The sequence below is a fragment of the Sphingobacterium alkalisoli genome, assembly GCF_005049105.1.
In the GTDB taxonomy this organism is placed as follows: Bacteria; Bacteroidota; Bacteroidia; order Sphingobacteriales; family Sphingobacteriaceae; genus Sphingobacterium; species Sphingobacterium alkalisoli.
In genome coordinates, this window is the sequence record NZ_SUKA01000011.1 from 95,379 (window position 1) to 111,477 (window position 16,099).

Here is a 16,099-nt window from a genome sequence, read left to right on the forward strand (position 1 = left end):
TCTAGGATTGTTCTATTTTCTCTGCTATTCTCAATTTCGCACTTCGTGACCGATTATTCAATTCCAACTCTTCCGTTCTCGCTGTCATCGCTTTACGACTAACAACCCGAAAGGGCTTTATTTCGTTCCCAAAGAAATCCTTTTCCACATCTCCTCTAAATTTACCTTTGGCCATAAAATTTTTAACCAGCCTATCTTCTAAAGAATGATAAGACATCACAACCAGTCGTCCTCCCGGCTTAAGCAACGGAACAGTCTGCGTTAAAAACTCCTGCAAAGCATCTAATTCCTTATTCACCTCTATCCGTAGCGCCTGAAAAACCTGCGCATGATATTTATGTTCTTTTCCTTTAGGAACCAATTTTTTAATCACCTCTTTCAGACCCGTCACAGTTTCGATCGTTTTTGTGAGACGAGCAGTAACTATTGTTTTAGCCAACGATCGTGCATTTTGCACTTCACCATACATTCCAAAAATCCGATGCAAGTCTTCCTCCGAATAGGAGTTCAGAACTTTTCTCGCATCCAAATCCGAAACTTGGTCCATACGCATATCTAAATCTGCGTCAAACCGAGTGGAGAAACCTCGCTCCGCATCATCAAATTGATGAGAGGAAACCCCTAAGTCAGCCAATATACCATCCACCTGTCTCACACCTTGAAGACGTAAATTATTTTTGATAAACTTGAAATTTTGATGAATCAACAAAAAACGATCATCTTCAATCAAATTATTCAACGCGTCAGGATCCTGATCAAAAGCAACCAACCTACCGTGCGCACCTAAGCGCTTCATAATTTCGCGAGAATGACCACCACCACCAAATGTAACATCCACGTATACCCCATCTGGTTTGACATCTAAAGCGTCAACACATTCCTGCAACATCACAGGCACATGATATATCTCTTCTTTAGCCATCTAACGATCCTCCAAAATCAAAACCACCCATTACTTCCTCTGCTAATGAAGCAAAGTCATCATTTACACCACCGTTCATCATTTCATCATAAATTCCTTTCGACCACACCTCTATCTTATCAAATTGACATGCCAGCACCACATCTCCGTCTATTTTCGCATAGTCAAGTAAGACTTTTGGCAACAGTACTCGCCCCGCAGAATCTAAATTAAGAACAGTAGCTCCACGCATAAATTGACGCACAAACTCCCTATTCTTGGCATTAAACGTATTCAACTTTGAAATTTTAGTTGCCTGTTTATCCCATTCTTCACGCGTGTAAATCACCAAATTATTCTCAAATCCTCTATTCACAATAAGCCCGTCACGCTCTACATTAGGCAATTGCCTTTTGAGCGTGGCTGGAACTACCAACCTTCCCTTGGCGTCCAACTTACATTCGAATTCTCCGATAAGTTGAATCATGGATACACGTCGTAATTAAATTATAATGTAAAAGTATACACTTTCCCCCACTTTCCCCCACAATCTCCCACAAAAAAGTTTTCCACACAAAAACGATACTATATTTCATCTCTAAAAACCCACTTAATTAAACGATAAATAAATTTATTATTGAAATTCAACAAGGGCACATTTGTCACAAAAGAAAGATTTCAAATCGAATTTCATTGCGAATTTGGCATAATATGGCGGTTAAATTTTATGGCATTCACCAATAATACTACAAAGTGGGTGAAAGTGGAAGACGATAAATTCTTTTCCGGTATTCCACTATATCATTCGTTATTCTCCTCAAAATCCGATAATTTTGCGTGGAATTTTAATTGTAGATATCCTCTCAGTCGATTAGACCGTCAGAGTAGCAACTTACATTTCATTTTTTTACTTTTTAATTTTTGCTGGCTAATGCACAGAACACATACTTGTGGCGACTTAAGAATTGCCGATTTAGGAAAAACCGTAACACTAAGTGGTTGGGTTCAAAAATCTCGTGATTTGGGAGGGATGACCTTTATAGATGTACGTGATCGATATGGAATCACTCAATTGACTTTCAATAGTGATGATGATGATATTCTACGGGCAAAAGCAAGAGAATTGGGTCGCGAATTTGTTATAAAAGTAACCGGAGCTGTAATTGAGCGTTCGAGTAAAAACTCAAAAATCCCCACGGGAGAAATTGAAATAAAAGTTTCTTCTCTAGACATATTAAATAAAGCTAAATTGCCTCCTTTTACCATAGAAGACGATACAGATGGGGGTGATGACATACGGATGAAATTCCGCTATTTGGATTTGAGACGCAATCCAGTGCGAGAAAATTTGGTCTTACGGCACAAAATGGCCCAAGAAATCCGTCGTTATCTCGACGAACAGGATTTTCTCGAGGTTGAGACTCCTGTTCTAATCAAATCCACACCTGAAGGAGCGCGAGACTTCGTAGTGCCTTCTCGTATGAATCCAGGTGAATTTTATGCACTTCCTCAATCACCACAGACATTCAAGCAATTACTGATGGTGTCCGGATTTGACCGCTACTTTCAAATTGTAAAATGTTTCCGCGATGAGGATTTACGTGCCGATCGTCAACCAGAATTCACACAAATTGACTGCGAAATGTCTTTTGTAGAGCAAGAAGATATTTTAAACATGTTTGAAGGTTTGACTAAACATCTATTTCTTAAAGTAAAAAACATTGATTTAGGTCAAGTACCACGGATGACCTATGCTGATGCCATGCGACTGTATGGTTCAGATAAACCTGACACGCGATTTGACATGCAATTCGTAGAACTTAACAATATCGTAAAAGATAAGGGTTTTCCAGTTTTTGACCAGGCCGAGTTAGTAGTGGGAATTAATGCCACTGGCGCCGCACACTATACCCGCAAACAAATAGACGAATTGACGGCTTTTGTAAAACGTCCACAAATAGGTGCTACAGGCTTAATATACGCACGCCACAACGAAGATGGCACCATAAAATCTTCGGTTGACAAATTTTTTAATGCTGAAGAATTAGAAAAATGGAACCAAGCTTTTGAGGGAAAGTCGGGCGACTTATTCTTAATCATGGCGGGCTCTACCGATAAAGTACGAAAGCAGTTAAATGAATTGCGCCTTGAAATAGGCAATCAGCTAGGACTGCGCGATAAAAACAAATTTTCTCCCTTATGGGTTATGGATTTTCCTCTATTGGAGTGGGACGAAGACACAGCCCGATACCATGCGATGCATCACCCCTTTACGTCGCCAAAGCCGGAGGATATTACCTTATTAGACACTCATCCCGGAGAAGTAAGAGCAAATGCGTATGATTTGGTCATCAATGGTGTGGAAATAGGTGGTGGTTCTATTCGTATCCACGACAAAGAATTACAGTCTCTAATGTTCAAACATTTGGGGTTCACCCCCGAAGAAGCACAAAAACAGTTTGGGTTTCTATTGGAAGCCTTTACCTATGGGGCTCCCCCACATGGCGGGTTGGCTTTCGGTTTTGACCGTTTAGTTTCCATTTTTGCAGGACATGATACCATTCGAGATGTTATTGCTTTTCCGAAAAACAATTCGGGACGTGATATTATGATTGACGCCCCCTCAACTGTTGCACAAGAACAACTGAACGAATTGAGTCTAGCACTCGCTATCAAAACCAAATAAGTATATATAACAGGTTTAAATATTTTACGTTATATTTAAAAGTTGGTTATCCTATAACCAGCTTTTATTTTTGAATCAGATTAGTAAAGGAGTTTCATGCCGCAAACTATTGCAGATAAATTTTTAACGGATAGCGCTATCAAATCTTTTGATCAACGCCATCGTGATATTATTACGACGAGTATTGACAAGTACAATATAGCCTTCGAAAGAGGAAAGAGTAAATTTTACGACTTAGAAAATTCGAAAAAAAAAGCTAATCTCGTAAAATGGAAAGTGATGGAAAACCTCGACCGCTACCTGGTGGAGTTTGAAACTAATTTCACTAAACAAGGCGGCAAAGTCATCTGGGCAAATGATGCCGAAGAGGCGCGTCAGGAAATAGGGAAAATTATGGATCTACATCATGCGAACTCAGTGATAAAATCTAAATCCATGGCGACCGAAGAAATCGAGTTAAATCATTTTTTAGAAGAAAAAGGAATAGAGACGACTGAAAGTGACCTCGGCGAATATATCATACAACTTTTGGATCACAAACCCTATCATTTTGTTACTCCAGCTATGCACTTAAGCTTGGAGGATATTGCTCAACTATTTCATGAGAAATTCGAAACTCCCTTAGAAGCTACTGCAGAGCAACTTACCCTAAAAGCAAGGGAGTTACTTCGCCAAAAATACACTTCTGCAGATATTGGAATTTCGGGTGCCAACTTTCTCGTTGCGGACACAGGTAGTATCGCAATCACCGAAAATGAAGGCAATGCCCGTCTTACGACTACTTTTCCCGATGTGCATATAGCAGTAGTGGGAATTGAGAAAGTAATACCTAGTATAATGGATCTGGATATATTTTGGCCTCTTTTAGCTTCACATGGAACGGGGCAAAATTTAACGGCGTACAACACGATTTTAAATGGGCCGAAGAAAGAAACAGATACGGACGGCCCCCGTGAGATGTATGTAATATTACTCGATAACGGCCGCACAAAACTCCTAGAACAAAAGGATCAACGTCAAGGCCTGTATTGTATACGCTGTGGATCATGCCTTAATGTCTGCCCTATCTATCAAAATATTGGTGGGCATACATACGACACCACTTATCAAGGACCAATTGGTTCTTTAATCTCGCCCCATCTAAGTGGCATGAAAGAATTTAAACATTTATCTTATGCATCGAGCCTTTGCGGCAAATGTACTGAGGTATGCCCTGTAGGTATCGATATCCAAAAAATGCTATTGGTCAATAGAAGAGATTCTGTCCAAGAAAACTTGGTAACACCAATGGAAAAAAGGATGTGGAAGGGATTTACTTACGCCATTCAAAGAAGGAAATTGGTTGATTTGTTTGGGGGAAAATTGAAAAATTTCTTTGTTCGCAACTTTTTTAAAAAATCATGGGGAAAAAACAGAGAATTACCCAAATTTCCGAACAAATCGTTCTCGAAACAATGGAAAGACCAACAAAAAGAATTAGGCAAATAATATGGATAAGCAATCGCAGTTGGCAATAAGCAGTGCCGTATTTTTCTTTATCATAGCATCGCCTCTATTATTCGGTTTATCACGACTGGTAAATGATCCGCTCAGCATCACCTCTTCGGCTCTTAGCGCATCTGTCGGTGCAGTCATTTATTTTTTTATGATAAAAAGAAAACTTAAGAAAAAGGGAGAGCGGTAGCAAGAATTTATAAATTTGTTTTACTTAAATAATTGAGGAGTCGATAAAATTATCGACTCCTCAACCTTTAATTATTAACTATAGCTGTGGATTTTATCAAAGCTTTGGCATCTTCAGCCATACGGATGAATTCTGCTCTGTATCCTTCAGCATCCTTTCCTTTGGCTAGTTTGGCCCTCTCAATTAAGCTATCAAAATCAGCATTTTGTTTAAAATCCGAATTTCGAAGAAGCATCCCGAACTCAGCTACAGAAGCCGCAAACTGAAAATCTTCGCTCATAGCCGATATATTTCTTGCAATCTTAGGCACAACCTCCTGCTTCAGTTTACTTCTTTCTCCATCAGGTTCCTTGTAACGAAATTTTACGGTAGCTAATTCGGCAGAATTATTTTCGACAGCTTTCCTCTCTTTTTTCTGGTATTTCAAATCGTCTACCAAACTAATGATTTCGCTCTTTATTCCGACGGGCACTACCTCGTAGATAGCCGTAACTGCATGACCAACTCCCATATCTCCCCCTAATTTATTATCATTATTAAAATCTTCAGCGGCCAGTAGTCGATTTTCGTATCCAATCAAACGATATGCTTGTACAACCGCAGGATTGAACTCGACTTGAATCTTTACATCCTTTGCTACTGTGAATAATGTGCCTCCAAATTCAGTGATAATAGCTTTTCGTGCTTCAGAAATATTATCGATGTAAGCATAATTTCCGTGTCCTTTATTGGCCAACAACTCCAGCTTACTATCTTTATAGTTGCCCATTCCATAGCCCAAAATAGAAATATGCACACCACTCTCACGTTCCTTAGCGATTAGCTTTTCCATATCATCATCCGAAGAAGCTCCCACATTGAAATCACCGTCTGTAGCCATCACTATCCTATTATTTCCATTTTTCACAAAATTTTGGCGAGCAATTTTATACGCCATTTTTAGACCATCTCCCCCTGCGGTACTTCCTCCTGCCTTAAGATCTTCAATAACATCCTTTATCTTCATTTTCTGATTACCAGAGACGCTTTCTAATGCAACATTGGCATTACCAGCGTAAGTTACAATAGCTACCTTATCAACCTCTCGTAACTGGTCAACTAATAATTTAAGAGACGATTTTACTAAAGGCAACTTGTTAGCGTTCATCATGGATCCCGAAATATCCACTAGAAAAACAAAATTGGAAGTGGGTAACTTTTCAGTAGGCACATTTTTCGCTTTTAGCGAAATGCGCAACAATTGATGTCTGGTGTTCCAAGGTGCTTGAGCGAGCTCCGTCTTTATATTAACAGGATCTCCATTTTCCGGTGCGTCCAAACTGTATTGAAAATAATTGATCATCTCTTCTATGCGGACCGCATCTAACGGAGGCAACTGTCCAGACTTGATAAAACGACGAACATTGCCATAAGATGCAGCGTCAACATCAGCGGCAAAAGTTGAAAGCGGTTGATTCAATGGATTAATAAATTTATTTTCCTCTATTCCGTTATAACTTTCGCTTTGCTGCGCCCCCCTTATTGGTGATACACCGCGGATACGGATATGCTTCTGTTGGGAGTAAGCTGCACCAATGTTTAAACCAGCTACATTTCCTTGAAATAGGTTAACGGCAGCAACTGTAGATCCGGTCGTTACCGTCCTTGTCACCGTACCATACCCCGCGACGACGACTTCATCCAATTGATTAACTCGAGCTAATAGAATAACATCAATCCTATTTGATTTCCCTACTTTGATAGATTGTGAGACATAGCCTATATAATTAAATGTTAATTCATCCCCCTCCACTGCATCAATGCTGTAAGCACCACTTTGATTCGATATTACGTTTATCTTCTTAGTAACATTACGTACTTCAACTCCGGCAATCGGCACCTTAGCTTCATCAATAATTTTACCTGTTATGGTCTTTGCGTGAACGTGATTTCCTACCACTATGGTAAAAATCAAAAGAATAGATGATATTAAAGCTTTCATGATTTATAAATTTTGACAAGGGATGCGGCGAAACATAAATTTCCATAAATGAGAAAAAAAAATTATTTTGACCCCTGATTATGAAGTTGTTCAATTCATCAAAGGTATCAGTTACAAACGACGATTCTCTATTAGAGAATTATCGCGCTACCGGTGACTTAAAATTTTTGGGAGAATTATACCAGAGGCATACCGAAATGGTGTATTATGTGTGTTTGCGTTACTTTAAAGAAAGTGAACGAAGTAAAGATGCTGTCATGCATATTTTTGAAGAACTTATAGCCAAAGTAAATAAACAGGAAATTAAAGTATTTGCCAAATGGCTATATGTTGTAAGCAAAAATCACTGTTTGATGACATTGCGAAGCACGAAGAATAATTATGAAATTCCAGTAGATAATTTTGTGGAATTCGCCGCTTTCCTGCATCAGGAAGAAAATTATATAGACAAGGAAGAACGATTATCTCAATTAGAACGTTGTATAGATAAGTTACCAGAGAAGCAACGGATTAGTGTAGATCTATTTTTCATCAACGAAAAATCCTATAATGAAGTGGTAGATATAACTGGTTATAGCATAAATGACGTAAAAAGCTATATCCAAAATGGTAAGCGGAATTTAAAAATTTGTATGGAAAAGAACCATGAGCAAGATTAATCCAGATATCAATTACATGCGACGCTATGTAAATGGTGAGCTCAGTCCCCGAGAGATGTTTGAGCTTGAACGCGCTGTCCAAAAGGATGAGATGCTAATGGATATACTGTTGGGAATGGAACATGAACACCGTCATAATTACCCCTCTGATTTAAACGATTTAAAACAACGTATCCGCGTACGGAGTCATTTATCCGATACCAAACATCTATTCCCATGGAGACCCCTTTCTCTAGCAGCTTCATTATTATTAGTTTTAGGCCTGGGGGGATATTGGATCTGGAATAATAGCCACTCAACAAAAGAAACCTTAATTGCGCATTCACCCGAAGAGTTAAATAAAACCACTCCATCGACAAATACAGGTCCCGCTGGCGATGGAAAAACGGAAGAAAAACCACAGGTTACCAGTCAGAATTCTATCTCAAATTCACCCGACTTAAAAAACAATGATTTAGTTAATAGGGAAAAACAAGCGAATAAAGTCGCCTCGAGAGCTTATACACCAACTAAAAAAGAAACCATTCCTAATATTCCTTTTCCACGTCAAACTGCCCTTCGGGATAGCCCTGCTTATAGTGTCGCAACATTAAAATCTTCAAAAGCTGGAAATCTTATAGTAATACAAAATAGCCCTAGTAAAGAAGAAATCGTAATTGGTGGGAGCACATTAGATAATAATAAAGAACACGTTATCGCTGCAAATATCCCACAACAGATACAAGGACGCGCCGAAGGGGTGCATGGTGTCGATGTAAGCAAAAATTCTTTCGGTAATAGAGCTGCACTATCGAGGCTTAATGTGGATGCACAATCCAACTATATTCTAGGACAAGTGCTTGACAAACAATCTGGAAATCCAATCAACAACGTTCAAATAAAAGACATTGAGAGCAACAATATTATTAACACAGATTCCGCTGGCAATTTCGTGTATGCGGCTAACAGAAAAAATGCACCCTTGGAAATTAATGCTGTCGGATACGAAAAAGAAAAAATCCTTGCCGACAACTCATCTCAGACTATCTTGTTGAATCGTCACGATTCCACTTTAGATGAAGTGGTTATAACCTCAGCCAGGAATCCTGTGAAAAGTGAGCCCGTGTCAGGATGGAAAGAATTTAGAGCTTATGTAAATGCAGAGACTAAGAAGATTAAGTTAGGAAAAGGTATTGTAACGCTGACTTTTTCCATAAATGCCGATGGAAAACCGGAAAACATCCTCGTCAGGAAATCTGCTAATTCAAATCTAGATAAAAAAGCAATCGAAATTATTCAGCAAGGACCTAGTTGGATATTAGAAAAAAATGGAAAACCTGTTTTTTTAACCATAGAATTCAAATAGATTAGGTTCTCAAAATTGACTTTTGAGAACCTAAGTATAAAATATTTACTGTAAATAATCGAGACTAGTTATTTACAGTACTAAGACGTATAGGCAACGTGTATGCTACACGCACTGGCAGACCATTCTGAATGCCAGGGCTCCATTTTTTAGCTTTTCTTAACAGTTTTATCGCCGCATCTCCTGTACCAAACCCCATATCCCTTTTTACGTCAAACGAAGACAAACTTCCATCTTTTTCCACAACAAACGACACTTGAATAATTCCTTTTGCACCGTTGTCTATCGCAGATTGCGGAAAGTCGTAGTATTGAGCAACCCAATTTACAAATGCCGTCATCCCACCAGGAGGCTCGGGCATAACCTCGACAGAAATAAATGGCTTACCTTCTCCGTCATTGCCGCCATTTAGACTACCCATGGCTCTACCGCTCTCTGCACCGTCGCGTTTTGTGTTCCCAAAAGTTCCCCGTGGCACCAACTCTCCTCCTTTTACACCGTCCATTGTAATATTAGCCGGCAGTTTCTTCTTATCCATCACATCCTCAGTGCTCGTCATGTCTTCAGTTACCCGGGAAACATCAGTGGCATTGATTTCTGTAAACTTGATTAGATCCTGAGAAGATACATCCTGAGCAACCTGCTTCGGAGCATCCACCTCTATCGGATCTGGTAACAAAGGAGGTTCCATTTCTAGGGGCAATTCCGTGTCGTCAATTATCGCAGTTACAAAATTATCTTCGGGAGGACTATTGGGAATTGTACTGCTTTTAGAAAACGAATAGGCGACACTGCATAATCCAACGACAACGAATATAACGGCTCCAAGAGCTAAATTGGTTGCTTTGGGAGCCAAGGTACGAAGTTCATATGCTCCATATTCTTTATTGCGCCCTGCAAAAATGACATCCATCCACTCTTTTGTATAAATATCTGATTTGGAAAATAACATAATGGAAAGTTTTAAAGGTTATTACTCTATTTTCTATTATGATGAAATAGGGTATAACTTTCCATAAAAAAATCATCAAAACTTAGATAATTTACTTTTGTCTACATGCGCAATCACCTAAATATGCATACGAGCTAGCGGCGTAATATCCTGCCCTACAAAATCCTGCCTAAGATATTTCTGATAGCCTGCAATAGCAATCATAGCAGCATTATCCGTACAGTATTCAAACTTCGGAATAAAGACACGCCATTTATATTCCTCCCCCATTTCAACAAGCGCATTTCGTAATCCCGAATTGGCCGATACCCCTCCAGCAATTGCAACTTCTTTCACACCGGTTTGTTTAGCAGCCTTCTTCAACTTATTTAAAAGAATGGAAACAATGCGACTCTGTACAGACGCGCATATATCGTTTAAATGCCTCTCCAAAAACTGAGGATCCTCTTTAATTTTAGCCTGTACAAGATACAATATCGCCGTCTTTAAGCCCGAAAAGCTAAAATTTAGATCGGCAATTTGAGGTTCAGGCAAAGAAAAGGCATTAGGATCACCCAATTGAGCATACTTATCAATCAACGGCCCTCCGGGATAAGGTAGTGTCAAGATCTTAGCTGTTTTATCAAAAGCTTCGCCAGCAGCATCATCCAAAGTTTGTCCTAATAATTCCATCTCAAAATAGCCATTGACCAACACAATTTGAGTATGCCCTCCAGAGACTGTAAGGCATAAAAAAGGAAAATTTGGTTTCGGATCGTCAATAAAATGCGCCAAAATATGAGCTTGCATGTGGTTTACCTCTATCAAAGGAATCTCACGAGCTAACGCAAATGATTTTGCGAAAGATGTACCTACTAAAAGCGATCCCAACAAACCCGGCCCTCGGGTAAACGCTACCGCATCTATATCATTTTTTGTAATTTTGGCCTGTTGGATAGCTTGGTCGACCGTTGGAATAATATTTTGTTGATGTGCACGAGAAGCCAATTCAGGCACAACACCACCATATTTTGAGTGAATTGCTTGACCAGCAATAATATTTGACTTAATTTCACCGTCTATACATATAGAGGCTGAAGTTTCGTCGCATGAAGATTCTATTCCGAGAATGATAGCCATTTGAGGACAAAAAAAAATTAGATTACAAAAATATCAAAAAAATACTTAAAATAACGCTGATTACACTTACTAGTATATTTCTACTGGTAATTTTGGCGTTATTTTCACTTCAGTTTTCTGCTGTACAAACCTACGTTTCTAAAAAAGTAGCGGCTTATTTGTCGGAGCAGCTGGATAGCAAAATTCGTTTACAACGTGTTTATTTCAAACCTTTCAGCGCGATACAATTACAGGAATTCGAGTTACTAGACAATAAAGGCAATCAAATTATTTATGTCGAAAGCTTAGATGCGTACTTGGTTCTTCGCGAATTCTTTAACAAGAAGATTAGAATTGAAGAGATAAAGCTAAAAAATGCCTACGTCGATTTTCAAATTTATGAAGACAGTACCAACTTCAGTAAAGTCATCACCTATTTTTCTCCAAAAAATAAACAATTAAAGACTTCTTCAAAAAAGAAACTCGCATTGTCTCTAGACAAAGTCGTACTCGAAAATAATCATATCAGATTGGTTAATCATCGTTTTAAGCACCACAATCGAGGTGTAGATTTTTCAGATTTGGATATTACGCACCTTTCAGGCGTATTCGATAATATCAAATTCGACTCTTTACGTATAGCTTCCACTATTTCCAATCTAACGTTTAAAGAAAAATCTGGATTACACCTCCAAGAGCTAAGCACTGATGCCAGTTATTCGGACAAAAAAATGGAATTTAAGGAATTTTATCTGGTAACCAACAATTCTGAACTACGGGACTATTTACTTTTTGAATACGAAAGCATAAACGATTTTCAAGATTTCATCAATAAAGTTCATGTGACTAGCCGATTAACGAACTCCAATGTAGATTCTCGCGATATCGAATTTTTTGCACCGTCCATGAAGAATATAATCTTTCAAACGGATATCACAAAGGCTACCCTATCGGGAACCGTCGCACATATTCGAGCAGAAGAAGTACAATTAAAGACATCGAAAAACACAGAGCTGATTGGTAACTTTACGGTCAACGGGCTGCCCTATATCGAGCATACACTATTTGATTTTGATTTAGATAAATTACATACACATCCCAACGATATTGAGTATTTGGTTCCTCTTCTAGCAAACAGCAAGACATTCAAACTGCCCGAACAAGTACACCGTTTTAATACCGTAGTTTTTCAAGGCAAATTTCATGGACGTTATAATGATTTTTTGGTTAATGGAATGTTCCAAACTGCTTTAGGAGAGCTGAAGACCACGAGTAAGATCAGCATAAAAAATAGACTCAGTTATAGCGGCCATATCCAATCCAAAAACTTTCAAATAGGAAAATTGATTAATACAGAGATCATCGAGAACACCGGACTAGATCTCAGTTACGAGGGATCAGGATTACTACTAAATGATTTGGTATTAGCGATTGACGGAAATATCCAGAACACCACTATTAAAAACTACAATTATGATTTAATAGTCCTCCGCGGTAATATCAAGGATAAAATTTTGCAAGTAGAAGGGAATATAGAAGATGAAAACCTACAGTTAGTTTATGCAAGTGATATTGACCTAAATTCCCAAAATCCTACTTACCAGTTAGATGGAAAAATTAATTTCGCTGCATTAAACAAATTAAATTGGGTCACTAAAGATAGCATCATTATACATCATGCTAATCTGAAAACAAATTTATCAGGAAATGCGTTAAATAATCTTATTGGTGGTCTAAATGCGGATAGTATTCAAATGACGACGACCCGAGGATATTTCAACATCAATGAATTACATTTCAGTGCAGAAGGCGATCAACAGGATCGGTTGCTGACCTTAAATTCGGACGTCGTAGACGCTAAAATGCAAGGCAACATTGATCTCAATACAATTGGAGCCTATTTCAGATCATTAGCCATGCGATATGCTCCAGCTATAGGTATCGAAGTTAAACCCTTCAATCCACAAAATTTCGATTTAGACTTGAATATTAAATCTTTTGAACCCGTAGCCGCCTTGTTAGACCCTTCGCTCACCTTAGATGATGGAGCCCATTTGAATGCATCATTCTCTACCACGAATTATACGGCCAAATTCACCGGCTTTAGCCCTTCTTTAACTTATAAGGGCATAAAAGTAACGAATTTAGCAATTGCCGAAAATGCGGATGAGAGTGCTTTTTCATTAAACGTGACCGCCGACAAATTGAATTTTTCAGATAGTGCTTACATCAACCACATCGCAATCAAAAATGTATTAACCAATGACAGCTTACATTTTAACATCGAGATGTCGGAAAAGAAAGCGACAAACTACCTCAACCTAAATGGCAATATACATTTCGCTCACAACAAACCTGCGTATATCAAATTTAGCCCCTCCACTATTCTAATTAATAGAGAGAACTGGCTTTTAAATAATGATGCACAACTTCACGTTTCAAAAGGAAAAATCTATATTAACAATCTATTATTAAGTCAAGCAAGACAACGCGTGCGGTTGGACGGCATTGTCTCAGATGAAAATGACAAGCTGAATATGTTGTTCGATAATTTCAGTTTAACATCTTTGAACGGCTTAACTAATCCCTTAGGTGTACAATTACGGGGTTTTATGAATGGGAAAATGGAATTAAATTCTATTTTAAAACAACCTTTTGTCGCCGCGAATATACAGACGACACCTATTATCTATAATGATATTCCTATTGGACAACTGAATTTGATTGCCGACTTTGACCCCGAAAGTGGTTTAGCAAACGTCGATCTGAAATTATTGGATTCTCAAAATCGAGGCGTAAGTGTAGAGGGCGACTATAATCTATCGAATGATGATGAGCCTTTAAACCTTAAGGGAAATTTAAATGAGACAGATTTGATTATTTTTCAGCCCTTTTTAAAGAATCTTGTATCAAATTTAGAAGGTAAAGCAAACGCGGATGTAAGTATCGTCGGTACGTTCAGAAATCCTAAAATAAGCGGCATCGGACGTTTCAAAAATGCAGAAGTTACTGTAAATTACCTTAAGACGCATTACCGGATAGAAAATCAACCTGTATTGATACAAAATAATGCGGTTATGCTTCAAAATCTAAAACTCTTTGATGATAGAGGAAGTACAGCAACAGCTAATGGAATTATAGACTTGGCCAAACTGATTAACCCTTATATTGATGTGGATGTGACCGGGAATAATTTTATGATTTTGAATACGAACTATAAAGACAACAACTTGTATTATGGAACAGCCTATGCCAGCGGAAAATTTCGATTTAAAGGTTTTACTTCATCAATAGATATCGATATCGATGCCAAATCTGAAGCTAATACAGTACTTACTATTCCTTTTAATAGTGCGATGACTATTGCGGAAAGTGACTTTATATATTTCGTCGGCCCCGATACCACTGAAAATAATAAAAAAGGAAACAAAAATTTATTTACAGGTCTGACGATGAATATGGACTTGGAACTTACTCCCGAAGCAGAACTTAACCTACAAACAGAACCTGGTTCATTAAAAGGGAGTGGCGCAGGCGAAGTGACCTTACGGATTTCTAGTCTGGGAGATTTTGAGATGTTTGGGGATTATGTAATCAATTCGGGAAAATTTCATTTTACGGCCCAAGATTTCATTAATAAATACTTTGATATTAAAGAAGGTGGAACTGTTCGCTGGACGGGAACCCCTCGAGAGGCTGTCATTAATTTAAACGCGATATACCAACAACGTACCGCTGTTGGTCCTTTGTATAATGCCGCGGGGCGTTCGGGTGAAGATGAGCGCGTGCTTGCACAAGCAGACATGATTATCAAAGGGACATTACAGCAACCTGATATCACTTTTGATTTGAATTTCCCCCAAAATCCGTACATTAAGGATCAATTGCAAAGTTATTTGAGTGATGTGAATAACATCAATCAGCAGGCCCTGAGTTTGATAGTGCGCCGGAGCTTTACACCGAGCTCGACCAATGATGTTGGCCGGGAAGTAAATAACACGTTATTATCAGCAGGAACTGAGATTGCTTTCAATCAACTTAATAACATTATTTCCCAGTCTTTAAACGTTAATTTTTTCGATCTTAACATTCGCTCATTAAACGACGCTTCTGCTTCAGTGCGTCTACTAAATGATCGACTTGTTTTGACTGGAGGGATTACGGACCGCCGCAACTATCAAGCCACAGACCTTACTTTTTTCAGTGAAGGGTTTGCTACAGATGCTGAGCTTACATACCGTTTGCGTAAAGACGGAAACCTTATGCTTAGAGCATACAACCGCCCGTATACCCGCAATTTCTTGATCCGGGCAAATGATGCCGAATACATCAGTGCATTAGGCTTGGTGTACAGACAAGAATTTAATTCCATTCAAGAATTTTGGCGTAAACTTTGGTATTGGGGCGACAAAAAAGATAATCCATAACCTCTATTTTTGATCAGCTTTGCTAGACCATCTAATCCCTTAAAAGATAAAACAAGTACTCCCATTCTTCTGCAAGTGTTCCTTTAAACTCAGGTTGACCCGCTTTTTTATACCAATAGCGTGCATTCCATAAGTCTCCTTCTACGCGGTGTAAATAAGCGTGCACATGTGCTGAAGTCGGATCCTCTAAATGGTCAATTAGATCATGAGCTAATCTCCAATCTCCTTTGGCATCATACCAAAGCGCTTTAATATGCACGGAACTATTTTCAGGTGGGGACGAATATATAAGTGTTTCCTTGAGTTCTTTTAAAGTCATAAAATAAAGATAGCAAAAAAGGCCGATTTTTAAACCGACCTTTTTTG

12 protein-coding genes are annotated in these 16,099 nt (G+C 38.6%); 5 read left to right on the forward strand and 7 right to left on the reverse strand.

The annotated features are described in order from the left end of the window. Window position 1 precedes the first annotated feature (1 nt). Both rsmH and mraZ read right to left on the reverse strand, forming a co-directional pair. A complete protein-coding gene (gene rsmH / locus FAZ19_RS22795; RefSeq protein WP_136823086.1) occupies window positions 2–922 on the reverse strand; it encodes a 16S rRNA (cytosine(1402)-N(4))-methyltransferase RsmH in 921 nt (306 codons plus the stop codon). Then, entirely contained in the window at window positions 915–1,388 is a 474-nt protein-coding gene (gene mraZ, locus FAZ19_RS22800) for a division/cell wall cluster transcriptional repressor MraZ (protein WP_136823087.1), read from the reverse strand. The genes rsmH and mraZ overlap by 8 nt, the downstream gene beginning before the upstream one ends. Window positions 1,389–1,832: 444 nt before the next feature. On the opposite strand from mraZ, the gene aspS reads away from it, so the two are divergent. Beyond that, window positions 1,833–3,587 carry an aspartate--tRNA ligase gene (gene aspS / locus FAZ19_RS22805; protein WP_136823088.1) on the forward strand — a complete coding sequence of 585 codons (1,755 nt, stop codon included), beginning with the start codon at window positions 1,833–1,835 and terminating at the stop codon, window positions 3,585–3,587. Window positions 3,588–3,683: 96 nt separating this feature from the next. Beyond that, a complete protein-coding gene (locus FAZ19_RS22810; protein ID WP_136823089.1) occupies window positions 3,684–5,075 on the forward strand; it encodes a LutB/LldF family L-lactate oxidation iron-sulfur protein in 1,392 nt (463 codons plus the stop codon). On the opposite strand, the gene FAZ19_RS24020 is transcribed toward FAZ19_RS22810, so the two are convergent. Both FAZ19_RS24020 and FAZ19_RS22815 read right to left on the reverse strand, forming a co-directional pair. After that, window positions 5,064–5,222, reverse strand: coding sequence for a hypothetical protein (locus FAZ19_RS24020; protein WP_169305753.1), 159 nt, complete (start codon window positions 5,220–5,222; stop codon window positions 5,064–5,066). The genes FAZ19_RS22810 and FAZ19_RS24020 overlap by 12 nt on opposite strands. A gap of 116 nt (window positions 5,223–5,338) precedes the next feature. Continuing rightward, window positions 5,339–7,252 carry a vWA domain-containing protein gene (locus tag FAZ19_RS22815; RefSeq protein ID WP_136823090.1) on the reverse strand — a complete coding sequence of 638 codons (1,914 nt, stop codon included), beginning with the start codon at window positions 7,250–7,252 and terminating at the stop codon, window positions 5,339–5,341. A gap of 80 nt (window positions 7,253–7,332) precedes the next feature. Between FAZ19_RS22815 and FAZ19_RS22820 the strand changes: the two genes are divergently transcribed. Then, a complete protein-coding gene (locus FAZ19_RS22820) occupies window positions 7,333–7,911 on the forward strand; it encodes an RNA polymerase sigma factor (RefSeq protein ID WP_136823091.1) in 579 nt (192 codons plus the stop codon). Continuing rightward, complete coding sequence (locus tag FAZ19_RS22825) at window positions 7,898–9,256, forward strand: carboxypeptidase-like regulatory domain-containing protein (RefSeq protein ID WP_136823092.1); 1,359 nt, start codon at window positions 7,898–7,900, stop codon at window positions 9,254–9,256. Before FAZ19_RS22820 ends, FAZ19_RS22825 begins: the two co-directional genes overlap by 14 nt. Before the next feature lie 64 nt (window positions 9,257–9,320). Here FAZ19_RS22825 and FAZ19_RS22830 read toward each other — a convergent pair whose 3' ends face one another. Both FAZ19_RS22830 and tsaD read right to left on the reverse strand, forming a co-directional pair. Then, on the reverse strand, window positions 9,321–10,208 hold the full coding sequence (locus FAZ19_RS22830) for an energy transducer TonB (RefSeq protein WP_136823093.1): 888 nt from the start codon (window positions 10,206–10,208) through the stop codon (window positions 9,321–9,323). Window positions 10,209–10,325: 117 nt separating this feature from the next. Continuing rightward, the gene (gene tsaD / locus FAZ19_RS22835; protein ID WP_136823094.1) at window positions 10,326–11,327 is read right to left on the reverse strand and encodes a tRNA (adenosine(37)-N6)-threonylcarbamoyltransferase complex transferase subunit TsaD; all 1,002 of its coding nucleotides are present in this window, start codon (window positions 11,325–11,327) and stop codon (window positions 10,326–10,328) included. A gap of 32 nt (window positions 11,328–11,359) precedes the next feature. Here tsaD and FAZ19_RS22840 point away from each other — a divergent pair, with 32 nt between their 5' ends. After that, complete coding sequence (locus FAZ19_RS22840; protein ID WP_444544626.1) at window positions 11,360–15,733, forward strand: translocation/assembly module TamB domain-containing protein; 4,374 nt, start codon at window positions 11,360–11,362, stop codon at window positions 15,731–15,733. A gap of 31 nt (window positions 15,734–15,764) precedes the next feature. Here FAZ19_RS22840 and FAZ19_RS22845 read toward each other — a convergent pair whose 3' ends face one another. After that, window positions 15,765–16,052 (reverse strand): hypothetical protein, encoded by a 288-nt coding sequence (locus FAZ19_RS22845; RefSeq protein ID WP_136823096.1) that lies wholly within the window; start codon window positions 16,050–16,052, stop codon window positions 15,765–15,767. Window positions 16,053–16,099 lie beyond the last annotated feature (47 nt).